The following is an 18,127-nucleotide window of genomic DNA, read 5'->3' as shown; positions in this document are numbered from 1 at the left end:
AGGGCTAACAGGCCCTTTGCACTGTCTGCGGCGTCGCGCCTAGCCAGGACCGCTTCGCTGGGTTTTGTGAACAGCTCTTTTCAAAGAACTGCTGCTAAACGCGTCCCCTGGTTGATCGCGCGTTTGGCGTCCAGCTCGCCGGCCTCGTGGGCGCCGCCTATCAAATGGGTCTTGACGCCGGCCGCGCGCAGCGGCTCCAGCAGTTCACGTAGCGGCTCCTGGCCGGCGCACAGCACGATGTTGTCGACGGCGAGCACGGTGCCGTCCAGACGCTTTTCGCCGAAGGTGATGAACAGGCCCAGGTCCGAACCCTGCTCGCCTATGCGTTCGTAGTTGACGCCCGAGAGCATTTCCACATTCCTCATCTTGAGCGCGGCGCGGTGTATCCAGCCAGTGGTCTTGCCCAGGCCGGCGCCCAGCTTGCCGGGCTTGCGCTGCAGCAGCGTGACCTGGCGCGCGGGCGGCGCCACCTGCGGGCGCACCACGCCGCCGCGCACCTCGCCGGGATCGGCCACGCCCCATTCGGCCAGCCAGGCTGGCAAGTCGAGGGCGGTGGAATGGCCGGCGGGCGTGACCAGGAATTCGGCCACGTCAAAACCGATGCCGCCCGCGCCTATCAGGGCCACGCGCTGGCCCACGGGCTGGCGGCCCAGCAGCACGTCGATGTAGCTGAGCACCCTGGGATGGTCCTGGCCCGGGATGCGCGGGTTGCGCGGCGTGACGCCGGTGGCGAGTATGACTTCATCGAACTTCCCGGCGATCAGGTCCTGGGCGCCGACGCGGGTGTTCAGGTGCAGGCGCACGCCGGTGCCGCTGATGCGGTTGCCGAAGTAGCGCAGGGTTTCCTCGAACTCTTCCTTGCCGGGCACGCGCTTGGCCAGGTTGAACTGGCCGCCGATTTTGTCGGCCGCGTCGTACAGGTCCACACTGTGGCCGCGCAGGGCCAGCGTGGTGGCGGCGGCCAGGCCCGCCGGGCCCGCGCCTATGACGGCGACGCGTTTTTTGGCGGGGGCGATGCGGATCACGAGTTCGGTCTCATGGCCGGCGCGCGGGTTGACCAGGCAGCTTGCGAGCTGGGCCTTGAAGGCGTGGTCCAGGCAGGCCTGGTTGCAGGCGATGCAGGTGTTGATCTCATCGCGGCGGCCCTGGGCAGCCTTGTTGACGAATTCCGGATCGGCCAGGAAGGGGCGGGCCATGCTGACCATGTCGGCGCAGCCCTCGGCCAGCACCTGTTCGGCGACTTCGGGCATGTTCAGCCGGTTGCTGGTGACCAGCGGGATTGTGAGGCCCGCGGCGCGCAGGTCGGTGCGCAGCTTTTTGGTGACCCAGGTGAAGGCGCCGCGCGGCACCGAGGTGGCAATCGTCGGCACGCGGGCTTCGTGCCAGCCTATGCCGCTGTTGATGAGGGTGGCGCCGGCGGCCTCCACGGCCTTGGCCAGCAGCACGACTTCCTCCCAGTTGCTACCGCCGGGGATCAGATCGATCATGGAGAGGCGGTAGATGATGATGAAGTCGCGGCCCACGGCTTCGCGGGTACGGCGCACGATCTCCACGGCCAGGCGCATGCGGTTTTGGTAGCTGCCGCCCCAGTCGTCGCTGCGCTGGTTGGTGTGGGTGACGAGGAACTGGTTGATGAAATAGCCTTCGCTGCCCATGATCTCGACACCGTCGTAGCCGGCCTCGCGCGCCAGCAGCGCGCAGCGTATGAAGGCGCGTATCTGCCGCTCTATGCCGCCGGCGCTGAGTTCGCGCGGGGCGAAGGGCGAGATCGGGCTCTGGATGCGCGAGGGCGCGACGCACAGCGGGTGGTAGCCGTAGCGGCCGGTGTGCAGGATTTGCAGCGCGATCTTGCCGCCCTCAGCATGCACGGCGTCGGTAACCTGTTTGTGGCGGCGCGCCGCGCCCGTGCTGGCCAGCATGCCGGCAAAGGGTTTGGTCCAGCCGGCGATGTTGGGCGAAAAGCCGCCCGTGACCATCAGGCCCACACCACCGCGCGCGCGTTCGGCGAAGTAGGCGGCCATGGCGGGGAAATGCTTGCGCCCGTCTTCCAGGCCGGTGTGCATGCTGCCCATGAGCACGCGGTTTTTCAGCGTGGTGAAACCCAGGTCCAGTGGGGTGAGCAGGTGGGGATAGGGGGAAGAAGGGGTCGCGGCCAAAAGCGGGTCTCCTGTCAAAACTGCCTGCATCGTAGTCGCAACATGCGGCCACAGAAAGCCCACCGGGTACTCTAGGGGACAGGCTCTATCGGCACTCGGTGCTTACCCTGAAGCCCTTGCGGCCTTGTCCGACACGGGGCGTGCGGCAAGACTGCTACTTTGAAGTCATGCCCAAAAACACCACCAGCCCCACACGCGCCAAGACCGGCGAAGGTGCGACCGTGCCGCACCCGCCGCGCAGCGAACCCGACGACGCGGCCGACGGCAATGATGCCGGCGCCTTGATTGAACGGCCCATGAAGCCCGGCCCCGACGGGACACTCAAACAGCACGACTTCCCCGATGGCGGCGGCAGCGGCGGGGCCGAGGCTTTCCGGCGTAAGCCGGGCCGGGGCAAGCCCTCACCGGGTGTTTAACCGGTGGTTAACGGGTGTTTGGCCTGTGTCTGGCTGTCGGCTTAGCGGCTTTTCTTGATCGCCTGCGCGGCCTGGGTGACGAGCTCCGGGCCTTTGTAGATCAGCCCGGTGTAGATCTGCACCACGTCGGCGCCGGCCTGGATCTTGGAGACGGCGTCGGCGCCGCTCAGGATGCCGCCCACGCCGATGATGGGAAAGCCCTTGCCGAGTGCCGCGCGCAGCTGGCTGATGACGCGGTTGCTGGCCTCGAGCACGGGCGCGCCGCTCAGGCCGCCGGCTTCGTCGGCATGGCGCAGGCCCTTGACGGCCTCGCGGCTGAGCGTGGTGTTGGTGGCGACCACGCCGTCCATGGCATGGCGCTTGAGCGTGGCGGCGATGACGGCCACCTGGGCTTCGTCGAGGTCGGGCGCGATCTTCACGAAGATGGGCACAGGTTTGCCGTGCTGTTTGGCGAGTGCTTCGCGGCGCTCGGCGATGCGGCCCAGCAGGGCGTCCAGCGCCTCGTCGCTTTGCAGGGCGCGCAGGTTTTTGGTGTTGGGGCTGGAGATGTTGACGGTGACGTAGTCGGCATGCGGGTAGACGCCGTCCAGGCAGGTGAGGTAGTCGTCGACCGCGTTCTCGATCGGCGTAGCGGCGTTCTTGCCGATGTTCAGGCCCAGCAGCAGGCCGCCCTGCGCGCCGGGCTTGCGCACGCTGGAGCGCCGGACATTGGCCAAAAAGGCGTCCAGCCCTTCGTTGTTAAAGCCCAGGCGGTTGATCAGCGCGTTGGCCTCGGGCAGGCGGAACATGCGCGGCTTGGGGTTGCCGGGCTGGCCCTTGGGCGTGACGGTGCCGACTTCGACAAAACCAAAACCCATGGCGGCCAAGCCGTCTATGCAGCGGGCGTTTTTGTCCAGGCCCGCGGCCAGGCCGACGCGGTTGGGAAATTTGAGGCCGGCCAGCTCTATCGGGTCGCTGACCCGGCTGGACAGGTAGGCCAGGGCCAGCGGCGTGCCCTGGGTGCGCGCCAGCGAGGCCATGGTCAGCTCGTGGGCGGTTTCGGGATCCAGCCCAAATAAAAAGGGGCGGGCCAGGGCGTAGGGGAGCAGGGACATTGGATAATTCGGTGCAGATGGCTGTGAATGGCCCGGTGTGCCCGGGCAAGAGCACCGATTGTCGCAAAAACCCGTTTCACCCTCCCGATTCATCCCTCCCAACACTCCCATGACCCAAGACGAACTCAAAACCCTGGTCGGCCAGGCGGCCCTGCACTACGTGGAAGAAGGCAGCATTGTCGGTGTCGGCACCGGCTCCACCGTCAACAAATTCATAGACGCGCTGGCCACCATGAAGGACCGCATCGCGGGTGCGGTGTCCAGCTCTGTGGCCTCCACCGAGCGCCTGCAAGCCCTGGGCATCAAGGTCTTCGACGCGACCGAGGTCGATGAGCTGGGCGTCTACATCGACGGCGCCGATGAAATCGATCACGCCGGTTATATGGTCAAGGGCGGTGGCGCGGCGCTCACGCGCGAAAAAATCGTGGCCGCGCAGTCGCGCAAGTTTGTCTGCATCGCCGATGAGTCCAAGCTGGTGGCGGCCCTGGGCAGCTTCCCGCTGCCGGTCGAGGTGATTCCCATGGCCGCCAAACGCATCGCGCGGCAGTTCGAAGCCCTGGGCGGCACGGCGGCGCTGCGCCTGAAGGACGGCAAGCCGCTGGTGACCGACAACGGCCAGCACATCCTGGACGTGACCGGCCTGAAGATCACCGATCCGCTGGCTTTTGAGTCCCAGGTCAGCCAGTGGCCTGGCGTGGTGACGGTGGGGGTGTTCGCCTTCCAGAAAGCCCATGTGTGCCTGCTGGGCACGCCGGGCGGCGTCAAGACGTTGGTGTTCTGAGCTTCCGGCCCCGTCCGGAAAGCAAAACGCCGGGTGGAAACCCGGCGTTTTTGTTTCAGGCAGGCCTGCTTAGAACTTGATGCCGGCCGGGTTGTCTGCCGTCGGCGGTGGCGGAGCCGTGGGTGCGGGCGCAGGGGCTGCGGCGGTGCGAGCTGCGCCGCCGTTGGCGGCCGGTGGCGCGGTGACGGCCACCAGGGGTGTGGCAGCCGGCGGGCGGTAGCTGGACGGCAGCACCGAGGCGGCGGGGTAGCCGGCGGCATTCAGGAACTGGGTCCATTCCACGTCGGAAAAGCCCTTGAGCTGCTGGCTGCCTATGGTGGCGAAGGGCAGGGAGGTGTCGCCGCTGAGGCGCTGCAGCGCCTTGAAATCTTCACTGGTGATGACGGTGCGCTCGGAAAAAGGAATGCCGCGGTTGACCAGCATGGACTTGGCGGTGGCGCAGGGGCCGCAGTCGTTGCCGGAATACAGGGTCACCGGGTATTTGCTGGCGATTTGCCGCAGTTCGAAAGGAAGGCCGGTGGGCGCCGCGCCGCCCGCGCCCGCGCCGGGGGTGGCTGCGCTGACCTTGGCGCCGGCGGCCGCGGCGGCGGGCGGCGGCTGGTCGGAGAAGGTCACCTTGCCGTCAGGCCCGATGATGCGGTAGACCTGCTGGGCTTGCGCCAGGGGCGAAAAAAGACCGCCCGCGGCGAGTGCCAGGGCCAGCAGGGCATGGGGCGCGAGGGATTTCACGGCATTTGTGTTCATGGGTGTTCCAGTCGTCTCAGGTACGGGGTGGCGGAAAGAGCAAGCTCAAAAGGCAAGCTTAACGCAGGCCCTGGAAGTCTCACAACGTTTTAGGTGTTTTGACGGCGTCAGGCCATACCCTGATGACGCAGCAAAGCATCAATCGAAGGTTCGCGGCCCCGAAAGGCCTTGAAGGACTCCATGGCCGGGCGGCTCCCGCCGGCCTCCAGGATGGCTTTGCGGTATTTGCGGCCGGTTTCCACCGTGACCGTGGTCTTGCCGCCATCGTCGCCCGACGGCGAGGGCGCGGCTGTAGCCGTTTCCTCGAAGGCGGCGTAGGCGTCGGCCGACAGGACTTCCGCCCATTTGTAGCTGTAATACCCGGCGGCGTAACCACCCGAAAATATGTGGCTGAAAGTATGCGCGGTGCGGCTGTAGGGCGGCGAGGGGATGACCGCCACTTCGCGGCGCACCTCGTTCAACAGGCCCATCAGGTCGTCGGCCGGCTTGTGCGAGGTGTGCAGCAGCATGTCGAACAGCGAGAACTCGACCTGGCGCAGGGTCTGCATGCCGCTCTGGAAGTTCTTGGCGGCCAGCATCTTGTCGAACAGCGCGCGCGGCAGCGGCGCGCCGGTCTCGACATGCGCCGTCATGTGCTTGAGCACGTCCCACTCCCAGCAGAAGTTTTCCATGAACTGGCTGGGCAGCTCGACCGCGTCCCACTCGACGCCGCTGATGCCGGAAACGTCGCGTTCATTGACCTGGGTCAGCATGTGGTGCAGGCCGTGGCCGAATTCGTGGAACAGCGTGGTCACGTCGTCGTGGGTGAGCAGCGCGGGCTTGCCGCCCACGCCCTCGGCGAAGTTGCAGACCAGGTGCGCCACCGGGGTTTGCAGCTTGCCGGTGTCGGGGCGCAGCCAGCGGGCGCGCACGTCGTCCATCCAGGCGCCGCCGCGCTTGCCGGTGCGGGCCGGCTGGTCGAGGTAGAACTGGCCGACGAGTTCGCCGTTGCGTTCAATGCGATAGAACTCCACGCCGGGTTTCCACACCGGGGCCGAGTCCTTGCGGATGGCGACTTCAAACAGGGTCTCGACGATCTTGAACAGGCCCGCCAGCACCTTGGGCGCGGTGAAGTACTGCTTGACCTCCTGCTCGCTGAAGGCGTAGCGCGCTTCCTTGAGTTTTTCGCCGACGTAGGCGTAGTCCCAGGGCTGGAGTTCGGCCAGGTTCAACTGGCCAGTGGCGAAGGCGCGCAGGTCGGCCACGTCTTTTTCGGCATAGGGGCGGGCGCGGCGGGCCAGGTCGCGCAAAAAGCCGATCACTTCGTCGGGCGATTGGGCCATCTTGGCCACCACCGAGACCTCGCCGAAATTGCGGTAACCCAGCAGCTGGGCTTCTTCGAGACGCAGCGCGAGGATCTCTTTCATGATGGCGCTGTTGTCAAACTTGCTGAACTCGGGCGCGGCCTGGTCGCTGGCGCGTGTGGTGTAAGCCTTGTAAAGGGTCTCGCGCAGCTTGCCGCTGGTGGCGAACTGCATGACGGGCAGGTAGCTCGGCATCTTCAGGCTCAGGCGGTAGCCGGCCTTGCCTTCGGCCTCGGCCTGGGCACGCGCCGTCTGCAGCACGTCGGCCGGGATGCCGGCGACTTCGGCATCGGTGGCGTAGTAGGCGAAGGCGTCGGTCGCGTCCAGGGCGTTTTCGCTGAACTTCTGGCTCAGCTCGGCCTGGCGCTCCTGGATTTGCGCGAAGCGCTCACGGGCCGTGCCCTGCAGTTCGGCGCCCGAGAGCACAAAGTTGCGGATCGCATTCTTGTGAGCCTGGCGCTGCTCGGCGTTCAGGGTGGCGACGTCGATGGCCTTGTACTTGGCGTAGAGGCGCTCGTCGGCGCCCAGGCGGGTCCAGAACTCGGTCACGCGCGGCAGGGCGGCGTTGTAGGCGGCGCGCAGCTCGGGCGTGTCGGCTACGCTGTTGAGGTGGCTCACGGCGCCCCAGGCGCGGCCCAGGTTCTCGGTGGCGACGTCCAGCACGCGGGCGATGCCGGTCCAGGTGGCCGGGAAATCAGGGGCGGTGACGGTTTCCAGGGCCGTATCGGCCTTGGCCATCAGGTCGTCGACCGCGGGACCCACATGTTCGGGCTGGATGCGGTCAAACAGGGGGAGGTCGGAGAAGTCGAGGAGGGGATTGGTCATGGCGTGTAGCTGTGGGCGGAAGCCTTAAATCTAAAGGCCGCTCCGCGCGGCCGGCAAGAAGAATGTCGCTATCGGGGTGATTGGCCCGGGGCCGCCGGCCGGCGGCCCGCGGCAGGGCTCAGCCTTGCGCGCTTTTCTTGACGCTTTTGAGCTGGGGTTTCTTGGCCCGCTTCACGGTGCCGCCCGGCGTGAGGCGCTGGTTGCCCAGCACGCGCAGGGTTTTGACCTCGGGCCGCTGGCCGTGGCGCGAGCTGTTCTTGAGCACCTTGACGTCGCGCGGACCGGTCATGCGGTCTTCGTTGACCTTTTTTTCCTTGGGCGGCATGGGGCGCCAGAGCACCAGCAGCTTGCCGATGTGCTGGATGGGCGCGGCATTGAGTTCGTCGGCCAGGGTCTGGAAGATCTCCTCGCGGCCGGCGCGGTCGTCCGACAGCACCCGCACCTTGATGAGCCCGTGGGCCTTGAGCGCCGCGTCGGTTTCCTTCTTGACGGCGGGAGTCAGCCCGTCGGAACCTATCATCACGACTGCGTTCAGGTGGTGGGCATCGGCGCGGTGGTCCTTGCGCTGGGCGGGGGTAAGTTGTATTTGAGCCATGGCCCAATTATCGGGCGAGTCCGGGAGAGGACAATAGACCCCATGAAAGTAAATGCCAAGACCGGTTTCAAGCCCGGCGTCCAGACCGATGCCAAGGCCGCCGCCAAGGCGGCCGGCAAAACCGCCGTGAAGGCCGGCGGCAAGGGAAAAGTCAACAAGGCCTGGCTGCACGAGCACATCAACGATCCCTATGTGAAGCTCGCCCAGAAAGAGGGCTACCGGGCCCGCGCCGCTTACAAATTGAAGGAAATCGACGAAACCTTCGGCCTGGTCAAGCCCGGCGACTGCGTGGTCGACCTGGGCAGCACACCCGGCGCCTGGAGCCAGTATGTGCGGCGCAAGCTGTCTCCCGCGGGCGCGGCGGCCGGCACGCTCAACGGCCGCATCATCGGGCTGGACCTGCTGCCCATGGAGCCGATTGAGGGCGTGACTTTTATCCAGGGCGATTTCCGCGAGGCCGAGGTGCTGCAGCAGCTGGAAGACACCCTGGCCGGTCCCGACGGCCAGGTCCAGGTGGACCTGGTGATTTCGGACATGGCGCCCAATCTCTCGGGCATCGAGTCGGCCGACGCGGCCCGTATCGCCCATTTGATCGAGCTGGCCGTGGAATTCGCCCAGAACCGCATGAAACCGGACGGCACGCTGGTGGTCAAGCTGTTCCACGGCAGCGGCTACGACCAGCTGGTCAAGCTGTTCCGCGATACCTTCAAGGTCGTCAAGCCGCTCAAGCCCAAGGCCTCGCGCCCGGGCTCGTCGGAGACCTTTTTGATAGGGCGGGGGCTGAAAAAGCGTGTCTAAAGCCACGGACTTTCCCTTAATCCCGCTTTAAACCAGGGGCCGGGACCGGGTTAAGCTGTTTTGGCCCTTGAAAGGCCTAAAATCAGGCGCATGTGACTTTTGTTCTTACACCGGAGTAGTCCTTGAACAATCAGTGGTTTTCCAAAATTGCAATCTGGCTGGTGATCGCCATGGTGCTGTTCACCGTATTCAAGCAATTTGATACACGTGGCGGCGCCGGTTCCAACTACCTGGGTTACTCCGAGTTCCTGGAAGAAGTGCGCGGCAAGCGCATCAAGCAGGCGACCATCGCCGAAGGCCAGGGCGGCACCGAGATCTCGGCCACCACCGTGGACGACCGCAAGGTCCGCACCACGGCCACCTACCTGGACCGCGGCCTGGTCGGCGACCTGATCGCCAACGACGTCAAGTTCGACGTCAAGCCCCGCGAAGAAACCTCTCTCCTCACCTCGCTGCTGATCAGCTGGGGCCCCATGCTGCTGCTGATAGGCGTGTGGATCTACTTCATGCGGCAGATGCAGGGTGGCGGCAAGGGCGGGGCTTTCAGCTTCGGCAAGTCCAAGGCGCGCATGCTGGACGAGTCCACCAACCCGGTCACTTTCGCCGACGTCGCGGGCTGCGACGAGGCCAAGGAAGAAGTCAAGGAAGTTGTCGACTTCCTGAAAGACCCGCAGAAATTCCAGAAGCTGGGCGGCCGCATTCCGCGCGGCCTGCTGCTGGTCGGCCCCCCGGGCACCGGCAAGACGCTGCTGGCCAAGGGCATCGCCGGCGAGGCCAAAGTGCCTTTCTTCTCGATTTCCGGCTCCGACTTCGTTGAAATGTTCGTCGGCGTGGGCGCGGCCCGCGTGCGCGACATGTTCGAGAACGCCAAGAAAAACGCCCCCTGCATCATCTTCATCGATGAAATCGACGCAGTCGGCCGCCAGCGCGGCGCCGGCCTGGGCGGCGGCAACGACGAACGCGAGCAGACCCTGAACCAGATGCTGGTCGAGATGGACGGCTTTGAAACCAATGTCGGCGTGATCGTGGTGGCCGCCACCAACCGCCCCGACATCCTGGACGCCGCCTTGCTGCGCCCCGGCCGCTTCGACCGCCAGGTTTATGTGACGCTGCCCGACATCCGCGGCCGCGAGCAGATCCTCAATGTGCACATGCGCAAGGTCCCGCTGGGCCAGGACGTGAACGCCAGCGTGATCGCGCGCGGCACGCCCGGCATGTCCGGCGCCGACCTCGCCAACCTCTGCAACGAAGCCGCCCTGATGGCCGCGCGCCGCAATGCGCGCACCGTCGAGATGCAGGACTTCGAAAAAGCCAAGGACAAGATCCTCATGGGCCCCGAGCGCAAGAGCATGGTCATGCCCGAGGAAGAGCGCCGCAACACGGCCTACCACGAGTCCGGCCACGCGCTGCTCGGCAAGATGCTGCCCAAGTGCGACCCGGTCCACAAGGTCACCATCATTCCGCGCGGCCGCGCGCTGGGCGTGACCATGAGCCTGCCCGCGCAGGACCGTTACAGCTACGACCGCGAGTACATGCTGAGCCAGATCAGCATGCTGTTCGGCGGCCGCATCGCCGAGGAAGTCTTCATGAACCAGATGACGACCGGTGCCAGCAACGACTTTGAGCGCGCCACCGCGCTGGCCCGCGACATGGTCACGCGCTACGGCATGACGGAAGCCCTGGGCCCGATGGTCTACGCCGAGAACGAAGGCGAAGTCTTCCTGGGCCGCTCGGTCACCAAGACCAACAATATGAGCGAGTCGACCCTGCAAAAGGTCGACGGCGAAGTGCGCCGCATCATCGACCAGCAATACGCCCTGGCGCGCAGGCTGATCGAAGAGAACCAGGACAAGATGCACGCCATGGCCAAGGCCTTGCTCGAATGGGAAACCATAGACGGCGACCAGCTCGACGACATCATGGCCGGCAAGGAGCCGCGCCCGCCCAAGGACTGGACGCCGCGCAACTCTTCCGTCGGCGGTGGCGGCGGCCCCTCGGGCGGCACGCCGGCCGTCAGCACCGACCCGGCGCCCACCGTGGCCTGAAGCCGCGTGATGAACACAAGGTGACTGCCGGGCAGTCAACACAACCGGGGCCAGTCCCCGGTTTTTTATTTCCGAGGACACACCATGATCTGGCAAACCTCCCGCTTCCAAATCGACCTCGCCAGGCCCCGCGTCATGGGCATCGTCAACGTCACGCCCGACTCCTTTTCTGACGGCGGCAAGTACTTCAGCGAAGGCAGCGGTTTTGCCGGCGTGTTCGCCCATTGCGAAAAACTGCTCAAGGACGGCGCCGAGCTGCTGGACATAGGCGGTGAGTCCACGCGCCCCGGCGCACCGCCCGTGCCGCTGGAGGAAGAACTCGCGCGCGTGCTGCCCGTGGTGCGCCATGCGGCCACGCTGGGCGTGCCGCTGTCCGTGGACACCTACAAACCCGAGGTCATGCAGGCCGTGCTGGACCTGGGCGCCGACGTCATCAACGACATCTGGGCCTTGCGCAAACCCGGCGCGGCCGAAGTGGTGGCCGCGCACCCCAATTGCGGCGTCTGCCTCATGCACATGCACCGCGAGCCGCAGACCATGCAAGTCGCGCCCATGGAGGGCGATGTGGTGCCGCAGGTGCGCGACTTCCTCGAAGCCGCCGCGGCCGGCCTGCTGGCCGCCGGAGTCGCCAGGCCCCGCATTGTGCTCGACGTGGGTATAGGCTTCGGCAAGACCGTGGCGCAGAACTTCGCGCTGCTGGCGCGCCAGCAGGAATTCCTCGCCGTCGGCTACCCGCTGCTGGCGGCCTGGTCGCGCAAGTCGTCACTGGCCGCCGTCACCAGCACCTCGCTGGCCGCCGTGGCCCAGCTCGATGTGGCCGACCGCATGGTGCCCAGCGTCGCGGCGGCCCTGCTGGCCGTGGACCGCGGCGCGCGCATCGTGCGTGTGCACGACGTCAAGGAAACCGTGCAGGCCTTGAAAGTCTGGACGGCTGCCACCTGATTCTTCAGCTTTTGGCTGACAGGCGGGCAGGGCGAGCCCGCCTAAAATAGCCCCACATTTGCAGAACAACAAGCTCCACAGGGACAAAACGCCATGACCAGAAAATATTTCGGCACCGACGGTATTCGCGGCACGGTGGGCCAGCCGCCCATCACCCCCGACTTCGTGCTGCGCCTGGCCCACGCCGTGGGCCGCGTGCTGCGCAAGACCGAAACCCGCCCCACGGTGCTGATCGGCAAGGACACGCGCATCTCGGGCTATATGCTCGAAAGCGCGCTCGAGTCGGGCTTTAACTCGGCCGGCGTCGACGTGGTGCTGCTGGGCCCCTTGCCCACACCGGGTGTGGCCTACCTCACGCGCGCGCAGCGCGCCAGCCTGGGTGTGGTCATCAGCGCCAGCCACAACGCCTACCCCGACAACGGCATCAAGTTCTTCAGTGCCCAGGGCACCAAGCTCGACGACGCCTGGGAGCTGGCCGTGGAGGCTGCACTCGACGAGCCGCCCGTCTGGGCCGACTCGGCCACCCTGGGCAAGGCGCGCCGCCTGGACGACGCGGCCGGCCGCTACACCGAATTCTGCAAAAGCACTTTTGCCAACGACCTGACGCTCAAGGGCCTGAAGATCGTGGTCGACGGCGCCCACGGCGCGGCGTACCACATCGCGCCCATGGTGTTCCATGAACTGGGTGCCGAGGTCATCGCCATAGGCTGCGCACCCGACGGCCTGAACATCAACCACGAGGTCGGCGCCACGCATCCCGAGGCGTTGATCAAGGCCGTGAAGGCCAACAAGGCCCATTACGGCATCGCGCTCGACGGCGACGCCGACCGCCTGCAGATGGTGGACGCCGACGGCCGCCTTTTCAATGGCGACGAAGTGCTCTTCCTGATGGTCAACGAGCGCCTGGCGCGCGGCGAAAAAGTGCCCGGCACCGTCGGTACCCTGATGACCAATATGGCCGTGGAAGTCGCGCTCAGGAAGAAGGGCGTGGAGTTTGTGCGCGCCAAGGTCGGCGACCGTTATGTGCTGGAGGAACTCGACAAGCGCGGCTGGCTGCTGGGCGGTGAGGGCTCCGGTCATCTGCTCGCGCTCGACAAGCACACCACCGGCGACGGCCTGATCAGCGCCCTGCAGGTGCTGCAGGCCTGCGTGCGCAGCGGCAAGACCATCGCCCAGCTGCTCGGCGAGGTCGTGCTGTTCCCGCAGACCTTGATCAATGTGCGCCTCAAGCCCGGCCAGGATTGGAAAAGCAGCAAGCCCCTGGCCGACATGAGCAAAACCGTGGAAGCCGAACTCGGCGACACCGGCCGCCTGTTGATACGTGCCAGCGGCACCGAGCCGCTGCTGCGCGTGATGGTCGAGGCCCGGGACGCGGCCCAGGCCAAACGCTGCGCCGAGCGCGTGGCGGATACGGTGCGGTCTTAGAACCTGTTCACGGTCTAAACGGGGCCGCGCAAGCACCTTCTCGGGATGGGATGCAAGGCGTGGTGCGACGCCCATAGTTCATCTATGGGCTAGCGCCGCAACGCCGCAGACCGCCCGAGAAGGCGCTTGCCCTCCGGGTTGGGGTGAACTCGGGCGATTGAGCCACCCAGGCCCTTGCATGGGCATTAGCCCATGCGGCGTGCCCGGTCGGCCCACTCATCCCGATTGCACCCCAACGCGATCCCGTTTAGACCGTGAACAGGTTCTTAAGCGGCCGTCATCAGGCGGGCGCGCTCATCGGGCGTGAGCACTTTGGGCGATACCCGTGGCGTTCCCGTCTCCGGGTCAAAGAAGGGCGTTTTCGTGTAGCTGCCATCCAGCCTGGCGCGCAGCAGCCTGGCCATGAACTGGAGGATGGCCACCGTGGTGCTGAGCGCCATGGCCTTGGGTGTGCCCTTGGCACTCTTCATGCCGACCCGCATGCGCACCGGACCGAAAGCGCTGTCCAGGCTGGTCGAAGAATCCCGCAGGCAGTTGTGCAGCAAGCCGACATGCGAGACCTTGAAGTCGCGCGAGGTGTTGCCGATGGGCGTGTTGCAGCAGCTCGCATACCAGCGCAGCATGCCTTTGTCGCTCAGCGACATACAGCTCAGCCTCTCCACACCTTGCGTGAAAGTGACATGCTGGGGAAGCGTGGCGACCACGTCCGAGCCACCCATCTCATCGAGAATTTCGTCCGCCTTGCCCAGGAAGTGCGCATAAGCCTGGCAGTCTTTGCAGTAGCAAACGCCGCGGCATACGGATTCGGTGTGGCTGACGTGGCCGCGTAGGGTGCCGCATTGGCAGCGCAGGGGATGGTTCATGACGGGAGCTTACTGCATGCTGGATTGCGAGCAGGTGTGCGAAGTGTTGCCACATGCCCCTGGTTTTTCCGGCCGTTTCACACGTGTTCCTCATCCCTCCAGGCCGGTGCATGCGCACAGAGCTTGGTCAGCAGGTGCTTGAGTTGCTCTTGCTCGCTGCAGGACAGGCATTCCATCATGACCTTTTCCCGCTCCACCAGGCCCGGCATGAATTTGTTGTGCATCCGACGGCCGCTGGCTGTGATGTAGATCACCTGGCGGCGCTGGTCTTCCTTGCTGGTTTCGCGGCGGACCAGTCCCTTGTTCTCCAGCGCGGTGATGGCCCTGCTGATGTTGTTCTTGAGGTGTCCCGAGAAGTCGCAGATGTCCGATGCCGAGACACCGTCTCTGTAGTGGAGAAGGATGAGCGACAGTATCTCCGGACGGGTCAGGCCGTACTTGAGCTCGATGGATCGAAACGAGGGCTCACGGTAGTTGTTGATCATGTACCCCAGCTTGTAGGCATAGGGGATCGAAACATCATGAAGGATGTCGCTCAAGGGTTGGTGGCGGGTCATTTTTGGTTTGATGGATGTGTCTGTGGAGCGACAAAGGCCTGGTTTGCCTTGTAAGTTGTAAATGGTACCAATCGAAGCCAGGCGATGCCAGGGTGCCGGAAGCCGGGGTGGGCACCATCGACACCGGCTAGGGAAAATACCATGTCCCAATTGGTTCCATATGGAACCAATTGGGATTAGACTCGCATCAAACCAAATCGCGGCCTTCGCTCTCTGGTTAATTGTTTGATGAAAGCGCACATGTCCTTTTGCCCAGCCATTGCCGAGACGCGAAACACCAGGGCGGAACCCATGGGCCTGCGGCTGGGTACGGCGAGCCATCCTATCCACGTCGCCCATGTGCCTGCCGTGCCGAATGCGTGCAGGCGGTTGCCGGTTGTCATGATTCACGGAGGCTTCCACACCGGTGAGGGCTACCTGCAAACGCCCGACGGCAGGGACGGCTGGGCTTGGCTGTTTGCCGCACGTGGGCATGAGGTCTACGTGCCGGATTGGCCTTGCCACGGGTATTCACCGGGTGCCGGGAACATCGTTCAACTGACAACGCTGGACATCGCCGCTGCCCTCGGGACGCTGCTTGAAGCGGTAGGGCCGGCGATTGTCATCGCCCATTCGGCGGGCGGTCCGCCGGCGTGGTGGATGGCCGAAACACTGCCGGACAAAGTGGGTGCGGTGATCGGCGTCGCGCCGGGGGCGCCGGCCAATCTGGTCGATGTACTGCCTGACGATCCGGCGCTGGTGGGATCGCTGGCGCAGGACAAAGAGGCTGGCTGCCCGGTGTATGCACCACGGGACAGTCCCGTCGTGGCTCATCGGGCCTTCATTCGGGATTTTTGGGCCAATGCGCCTCGCTTCCCCCAAGCCGCTTTTGATGCCTATGCGGCGACAGTGGTTGCCGAGAGCCCGAATGTCCTGAACGAGCGATTCAACATCGGCGGCCAAGGCTTGGCCATCCGTGAACCATCGGTGGTCGCCCAAAGGCCGCTCCTGGTCGTCACCGGTGAGCACGACCCGCGCCACCCCAGGTCAATCGACCAGAAACTGGCCGACTACCTGGCAGCCGATTTCATCTGGCTTCCGGACCTGGGCATCAAGGGCAACGGGCACATGCTCATGATCGAGGACAACAGCGATGACATTGCACAGGTGCTGTTTGGTTGGCTGCAGAGCAAAGGACTGTGAGGTGATCGTCTGCACACGGACTGCGTCGCCCTATCTCAATCGCGTTATGAAAAACCAGCTGGCATTGACCAGCGCCCTATCAAGGAGACATCATGAAGAACGAAATGAATCGCAGGGCAGCCCTGTTCGGGCTCGGGGGCTTGGCAGCGGCGGCAACACCGCTGGCAGCCCTGGCCCAAGCGCAGGCCTATCCTTCGCGCCCGGTCAAGATCATCATGCCGTGGGCGGCTGGAGGCGGCGGCGATGCCTTGGTGAGGGCGATGGCGCCTTCGCTTGCGCAGCGACTGGGACAGCCTGTCATTGTCGACAACAAGCCCGGCGCCATCGGGACCATAGGCAGCCTTGCCGCCGCCCGGAGCGCCCCCGATGGATACACGCTGGTCTATGGAACCGCGGACTCTCATTCGATTGCACCCCACATCCTGAAGACGCCGCCTTACGACGCAAAGAAGGAATTCGTGGCGGTGGCACCCATTGGCTTCACGCCGCTGGCTCTTGTTGTCCACGCTTCAAACTCGGCTCGAAGTTTCGCCCAGTTTCTGCAGACGGCCAAGGAGGCGAAAGAGCCGCTGACATTCGGGTCCTGGGGGCTGGGAAGTTCAGGCCAGATCATCATGGAGGCCTTGAAGCAGAAGTCCAAAGTGAACCTGCTGCATATACCCTATAACAGTACAGCGCCTCTGATGCAGGCGCAATTGGCCAACCAGGTGGATTGCTCCATTGTTCCCGTGCTGGTGGCCGATCAGCACGTCAAGGCCGGAACGGTTCGAATCCTGGCCATCACCGCGCGCGAGCGGCTACCGGGCTTTCCCGACACACCCCTGCTCAAGGAATTTGGCGTTGAAATCGACATGGGCCCCTGGCTGGGATTCCTGGCGCCCTCGGGCACGCCGACGGACATCGTGAATAAGCTGAACGCGGCCATCACAGCCACGATTGCCGAGCCGCAAGTGGCGGAAGTGATGAAAAAAATGACGATGGTGATCGAACAGATGTCACCCGCGGCCTACCAGCGTTTCTACAACAGCGAATATGACCGGTGGGGCAGTTATATCCGGACCGCCAAGGTGACACTTGACCAATGACGCGGTCTGGCTGCATCCCGAGAAAAACGGGGAGAGCGGTGCAACAAAGGCCAGGGAGCTAGGGCTCGGCTGGAATGGTGTCCGGGAAAGATTTCCCATGCGGCTGCACTTCATCCACCGGGATGTCAATTCGTTCCCTTGCCTCGCGCCTTGCCAGCCATCGTTGCCGCGCGACATACGCAGGCGTAAAGAAGCGACGGTACATCGATCTTGTGCCGATGTAGAGGGCAAAGGGCAGCACGATGGGTGCTGCATCCTGCGCCTGGAAATAGGTGGTGATGGACGCCAGGTCTTCCTCCAGCGCAAATGCCGAGGTTGCCAAATGCCATGCACCAAGGACGGCGCTGGCGATTGACGTAAGTATTGCCCACCTTGGGAGCGCTTGCAGGGAAAGGCCGCCAAAGACGATGGGGCCAAGAAGTGCCGCGGGGACGACAAGGAGGAAAACGCAGCCCAGGAGGGCGCTGTCGATCCGATGCCGTACGGCTTGCCGCTTACCGAAAGGCGCCTCTTCGGCCGACGCGTTTGCAGGGTCGACTGTTCGCTTAAGCACTTTCAGCCTGTGATGGATAAAGATGCTGGCAAAACCGTCATTGATGCACGAGCCGGTCATCTACATACGCTGCAGGTTTTGGCAGACAACCTTCAAAACAATCATCCACATCTACAAAAACGATCTGTGAAGTCATGGCTGTTGAATCCGCACTTTATTGCGGAGCATATGTGATGCCAGCAGCCACAGCGCCACCGGCAGCAATAGCGAGGCGGCAGCTACCTCCGAAAGAATCGTGACATTGGCCATCAAGGGATGCAGTGCTATAGGCGCCACCGCATAGTGGCCCAGACCGTCAAAACCCATCGCCGCGTACACGGCCACCAGCAGCAGACCTGTGGCCATGAATCTCCTGCGCATCAACAGCAAGCCTAGCGCGCCCACGGAGGTAATGGCGGCCCACACCGCATAGACCTGCGCGCGGGTGAGCCAGGCCGGTAGGTTCGGGTATTCGCAGATGAATTCGGCGTTGTGGCTGAAGTGGCCCAGGCTGGTGAGGAAGTAGGCCGCTGTCAGGACGAGCAGCAGTTTGTGGAAATGGCTGGAGGTGCGAAAGGTGTGCATGGTTGATGCCTGGGCTTGAGCGACGGGCGTCGCAGGTGTTTGCCTGGTACCGGCTGGCAGTCTAACCACCTGTGGAGGCCAAGCGGGCTCCTCCGTACGCAGGCTCGCCTGCGAGTTGTTTCTAAATGTTCGATGCCTAGAGTGGGTTGTTCAAGGCTT

Annotated in this window: 17 protein-coding genes; 8 read left to right on the top strand and 9 right to left on the bottom strand. The window is 64.6% G+C overall.

Going from position 1 to position 18,127, the window contains the following annotated elements; all coding sequences use genetic code 11:
* Window positions 1–80 precede the first annotated feature (80 nt).
* Window positions 81–2,186 (bottom strand): NADPH-dependent 2,4-dienoyl-CoA reductase, encoded by a 2,106-nt coding sequence (locus BLQ85_RS03550; RefSeq protein ID WP_074574822.1) that lies wholly within the window; start codon window positions 2,184–2,186, stop codon window positions 81–83.
* A gap of 137 nt (window positions 2,187–2,323) precedes the next feature.
* Between BLQ85_RS03550 and BLQ85_RS03545 the strand changes: the two genes are divergently transcribed.
* Window positions 2,324–2,572 carry a hypothetical protein gene (locus BLQ85_RS03545; RefSeq protein ID WP_074574821.1) on the top strand — a complete coding sequence of 83 codons (249 nt, stop codon included), beginning with the start codon at window positions 2,324–2,326 and terminating at the stop codon, window positions 2,570–2,572.
* A gap of 41 nt (window positions 2,573–2,613) precedes the next feature.
* Here the strand turns inward: BLQ85_RS03545 and BLQ85_RS03540 are convergent, their stop codons facing one another.
* Window positions 2,614–3,666 (bottom strand): quinone-dependent dihydroorotate dehydrogenase, encoded by a 1,053-nt coding sequence (locus BLQ85_RS03540; RefSeq protein ID WP_074574819.1) that lies wholly within the window; start codon window positions 3,664–3,666, stop codon window positions 2,614–2,616.
* A gap of 109 nt (window positions 3,667–3,775) precedes the next feature.
* Here BLQ85_RS03540 and rpiA point away from each other — a divergent pair, with 109 nt between their 5' ends.
* Entirely contained in the window at window positions 3,776–4,447 is a 672-nt protein-coding gene (rpiA, locus tag BLQ85_RS03535; protein WP_074574818.1) for a ribose-5-phosphate isomerase RpiA, read from the top strand.
* 69 nt (window positions 4,448–4,516) lie between these two features.
* Here rpiA and BLQ85_RS03530 read toward each other — a convergent pair whose 3' ends face one another.
* From BLQ85_RS03530 to BLQ85_RS03520, 3 genes are all read right to left on the bottom strand, one after another.
* Window positions 4,517–5,191, bottom strand: coding sequence for a glutaredoxin family protein (locus BLQ85_RS03530; protein ID WP_074574816.1), 675 nt, complete (start codon window positions 5,189–5,191; stop codon window positions 4,517–4,519).
* Window positions 5,192–5,298: 107 nt separating this feature from the next.
* A complete protein-coding gene (locus tag BLQ85_RS03525) occupies window positions 5,299–7,359 on the bottom strand; it encodes a M3 family metallopeptidase (protein ID WP_074574815.1) in 2,061 nt (686 codons plus the stop codon).
* 118 nt (window positions 7,360–7,477) lie between these two features.
* On the bottom strand, window positions 7,478–7,954 hold the full coding sequence (locus BLQ85_RS03520; protein ID WP_074574813.1) for a YhbY family RNA-binding protein: 477 nt from the start codon (window positions 7,952–7,954) through the stop codon (window positions 7,478–7,480).
* A gap of 42 nt (window positions 7,955–7,996) precedes the next feature.
* Between BLQ85_RS03520 and BLQ85_RS03515 the strand changes: the two genes are divergently transcribed.
* From BLQ85_RS03515 to glmM, 4 genes are all read left to right on the top strand, one after another.
* Window positions 7,997–8,752: an RlmE family RNA methyltransferase gene (locus BLQ85_RS03515; RefSeq protein ID WP_083336721.1), complete on the top strand. Its 756-nt coding sequence runs from the start codon at window positions 7,997–7,999 to the stop codon at window positions 8,750–8,752.
* Window positions 8,753–8,874: 122 nt separating this feature from the next.
* The gene (ftsH, locus tag BLQ85_RS03510; protein ID WP_074574812.1) at window positions 8,875–10,797 is read left to right on the top strand and encodes an ATP-dependent zinc metalloprotease FtsH; all 1,923 of its coding nucleotides are present in this window, start codon (window positions 8,875–8,877) and stop codon (window positions 10,795–10,797) included.
* An 84-nt stretch (window positions 10,798–10,881) separates the two neighbouring features.
* Window positions 10,882–11,739, top strand: a complete 858-nt coding sequence (folP, locus tag BLQ85_RS03505) for a dihydropteroate synthase (RefSeq protein WP_074574810.1) — start codon at window positions 10,882–10,884, stop codon at window positions 11,737–11,739.
* Window positions 11,740–11,832: 93 nt separating this feature from the next.
* Window positions 11,833–13,164: a phosphoglucosamine mutase gene (gene glmM, locus BLQ85_RS03500; RefSeq protein ID WP_074574809.1), complete on the top strand. Its 1,332-nt coding sequence runs from the start codon at window positions 11,833–11,835 to the stop codon at window positions 13,162–13,164.
* A gap of 266 nt (window positions 13,165–13,430) precedes the next feature.
* Here glmM and BLQ85_RS03495 read toward each other — a convergent pair whose 3' ends face one another.
* Window positions 13,431–14,027, bottom strand: coding sequence for a DUF6151 family protein (locus BLQ85_RS03495; RefSeq protein WP_074574806.1), 597 nt, complete (start codon window positions 14,025–14,027; stop codon window positions 13,431–13,433).
* Window positions 14,028–14,104: 77 nt separating this feature from the next.
* Complete coding sequence (locus BLQ85_RS03490; RefSeq protein WP_083336720.1) at window positions 14,105–14,584, bottom strand: MarR family winged helix-turn-helix transcriptional regulator; 480 nt, start codon at window positions 14,582–14,584, stop codon at window positions 14,105–14,107.
* A gap of 291 nt (window positions 14,585–14,875) precedes the next feature.
* On the opposite strand from BLQ85_RS03490, the gene BLQ85_RS03485 reads away from it, so the two are divergent.
* The gene (locus BLQ85_RS03485) at window positions 14,876–15,766 is read left to right on the top strand and encodes an alpha/beta fold hydrolase (RefSeq protein ID WP_074575153.1); all 891 of its coding nucleotides are present in this window, start codon (window positions 14,876–14,878) and stop codon (window positions 15,764–15,766) included.
* A gap of 92 nt (window positions 15,767–15,858) precedes the next feature.
* Window positions 15,859–16,851 carry a Bug family tripartite tricarboxylate transporter substrate binding protein gene (locus tag BLQ85_RS03480; protein WP_074574804.1) on the top strand — a complete coding sequence of 331 codons (993 nt, stop codon included), beginning with the start codon at window positions 15,859–15,861 and terminating at the stop codon, window positions 16,849–16,851.
* A 58-nt stretch (window positions 16,852–16,909) separates the two neighbouring features.
* Here BLQ85_RS03480 and BLQ85_RS03475 read toward each other — a convergent pair whose 3' ends face one another.
* The gene (locus BLQ85_RS03475; RefSeq protein WP_139200875.1) at window positions 16,910–17,464 is read right to left on the bottom strand and encodes a hypothetical protein; all 555 of its coding nucleotides are present in this window, start codon (window positions 17,462–17,464) and stop codon (window positions 16,910–16,912) included.
* Window positions 17,465–17,536: 72 nt separating this feature from the next.
* A complete protein-coding gene (locus BLQ85_RS03470; protein WP_074574801.1) occupies window positions 17,537–17,968 on the bottom strand; it encodes a hypothetical protein in 432 nt (143 codons plus the stop codon).
* Window positions 17,969–18,127: the final 159 nt, after the last annotated feature.

It is taken from the genome of Polaromonas sp. JS666 (genome assembly GCF_900103405.1).
In the GTDB taxonomy this organism is placed as follows: domain Bacteria; phylum Pseudomonadota; class Gammaproteobacteria; order Burkholderiales; family Burkholderiaceae_C; genus Polaromonas.
Note: the sequence above shows the minus strand (reverse complement) of the source record. Positions and strands in the feature narration are given on the sequence as shown.

Bases quoted from the DNA above. Each gene is read 5' to 3' on its own strand.
- BLQ85_RS03540 (WP_074574819.1), bottom strand. From the start codon at position 3,666: ATGTCCCTGCTCCCCTACGCCCTGGCCCGCCCCTTTTTATTTGGGCTG.
- BLQ85_RS03520 (WP_074574813.1), bottom strand. From the start codon at position 7,954: ATGGCTCAAATACAACTTACCCCCGCCCAGCGCAAGGACCACCGCGCC.
- BLQ85_RS03485 (WP_074575153.1), top strand. From the start codon at position 14,876: ATGGGCCTGCGGCTGGGTACGGCGAGCCATCCTATCCACGTCGCCCAT.
- BLQ85_RS03545 (WP_074574821.1), top strand. From the start codon at position 2,324: ATGCCCAAAAACACCACCAGCCCCACACGCGCCAAGACCGGCGAAGGT.
- BLQ85_RS03475 (WP_139200875.1), bottom strand. From the start codon at position 17,464: ATGACCGGCTCGTGCATCAATGACGGTTTTGCCAGCATCTTTATCCAT.
- BLQ85_RS03495 (WP_074574806.1), bottom strand. From the start codon at position 14,027: ATGAACCATCCCCTGCGCTGCCAATGCGGCACCCTACGCGGCCACGTC.
- BLQ85_RS03525 (WP_074574815.1), bottom strand. From the start codon at position 7,359: ATGACCAATCCCCTCCTCGACTTCTCCGACCTCCCCCTGTTTGACCGC.
- BLQ85_RS03530 (WP_074574816.1), bottom strand. From the start codon at position 5,191: ATGAACACAAATGCCGTGAAATCCCTCGCGCCCCATGCCCTGCTGGCC.
- rpiA (WP_074574818.1), top strand. From the start codon at position 3,776: ATGACCCAAGACGAACTCAAAACCCTGGTCGGCCAGGCGGCCCTGCAC.
- BLQ85_RS03490 (WP_083336720.1), bottom strand. From the start codon at position 14,584: ATGACCCGCCACCAACCCTTGAGCGACATCCTTCATGATGTTTCGATC.
- BLQ85_RS03550 (WP_074574822.1), bottom strand. From the start codon at position 2,186: ATGCAGGCAGTTTTGACAGGAGACCCGCTTTTGGCCGCGACCCCTTCT.
- BLQ85_RS03470 (WP_074574801.1), bottom strand. From the start codon at position 17,968: ATGCACACCTTTCGCACCTCCAGCCATTTCCACAAACTGCTGCTCGTC.
- folP (WP_074574810.1), top strand. From the start codon at position 10,882: ATGATCTGGCAAACCTCCCGCTTCCAAATCGACCTCGCCAGGCCCCGC.
- BLQ85_RS03480 (WP_074574804.1), top strand. From the start codon at position 15,859: ATGAAGAACGAAATGAATCGCAGGGCAGCCCTGTTCGGGCTCGGGGGC.
- BLQ85_RS03515 (WP_083336721.1), top strand. From the start codon at position 7,997: ATGAAAGTAAATGCCAAGACCGGTTTCAAGCCCGGCGTCCAGACCGAT.
- glmM (WP_074574809.1), top strand. From the start codon at position 11,833: ATGACCAGAAAATATTTCGGCACCGACGGTATTCGCGGCACGGTGGGC.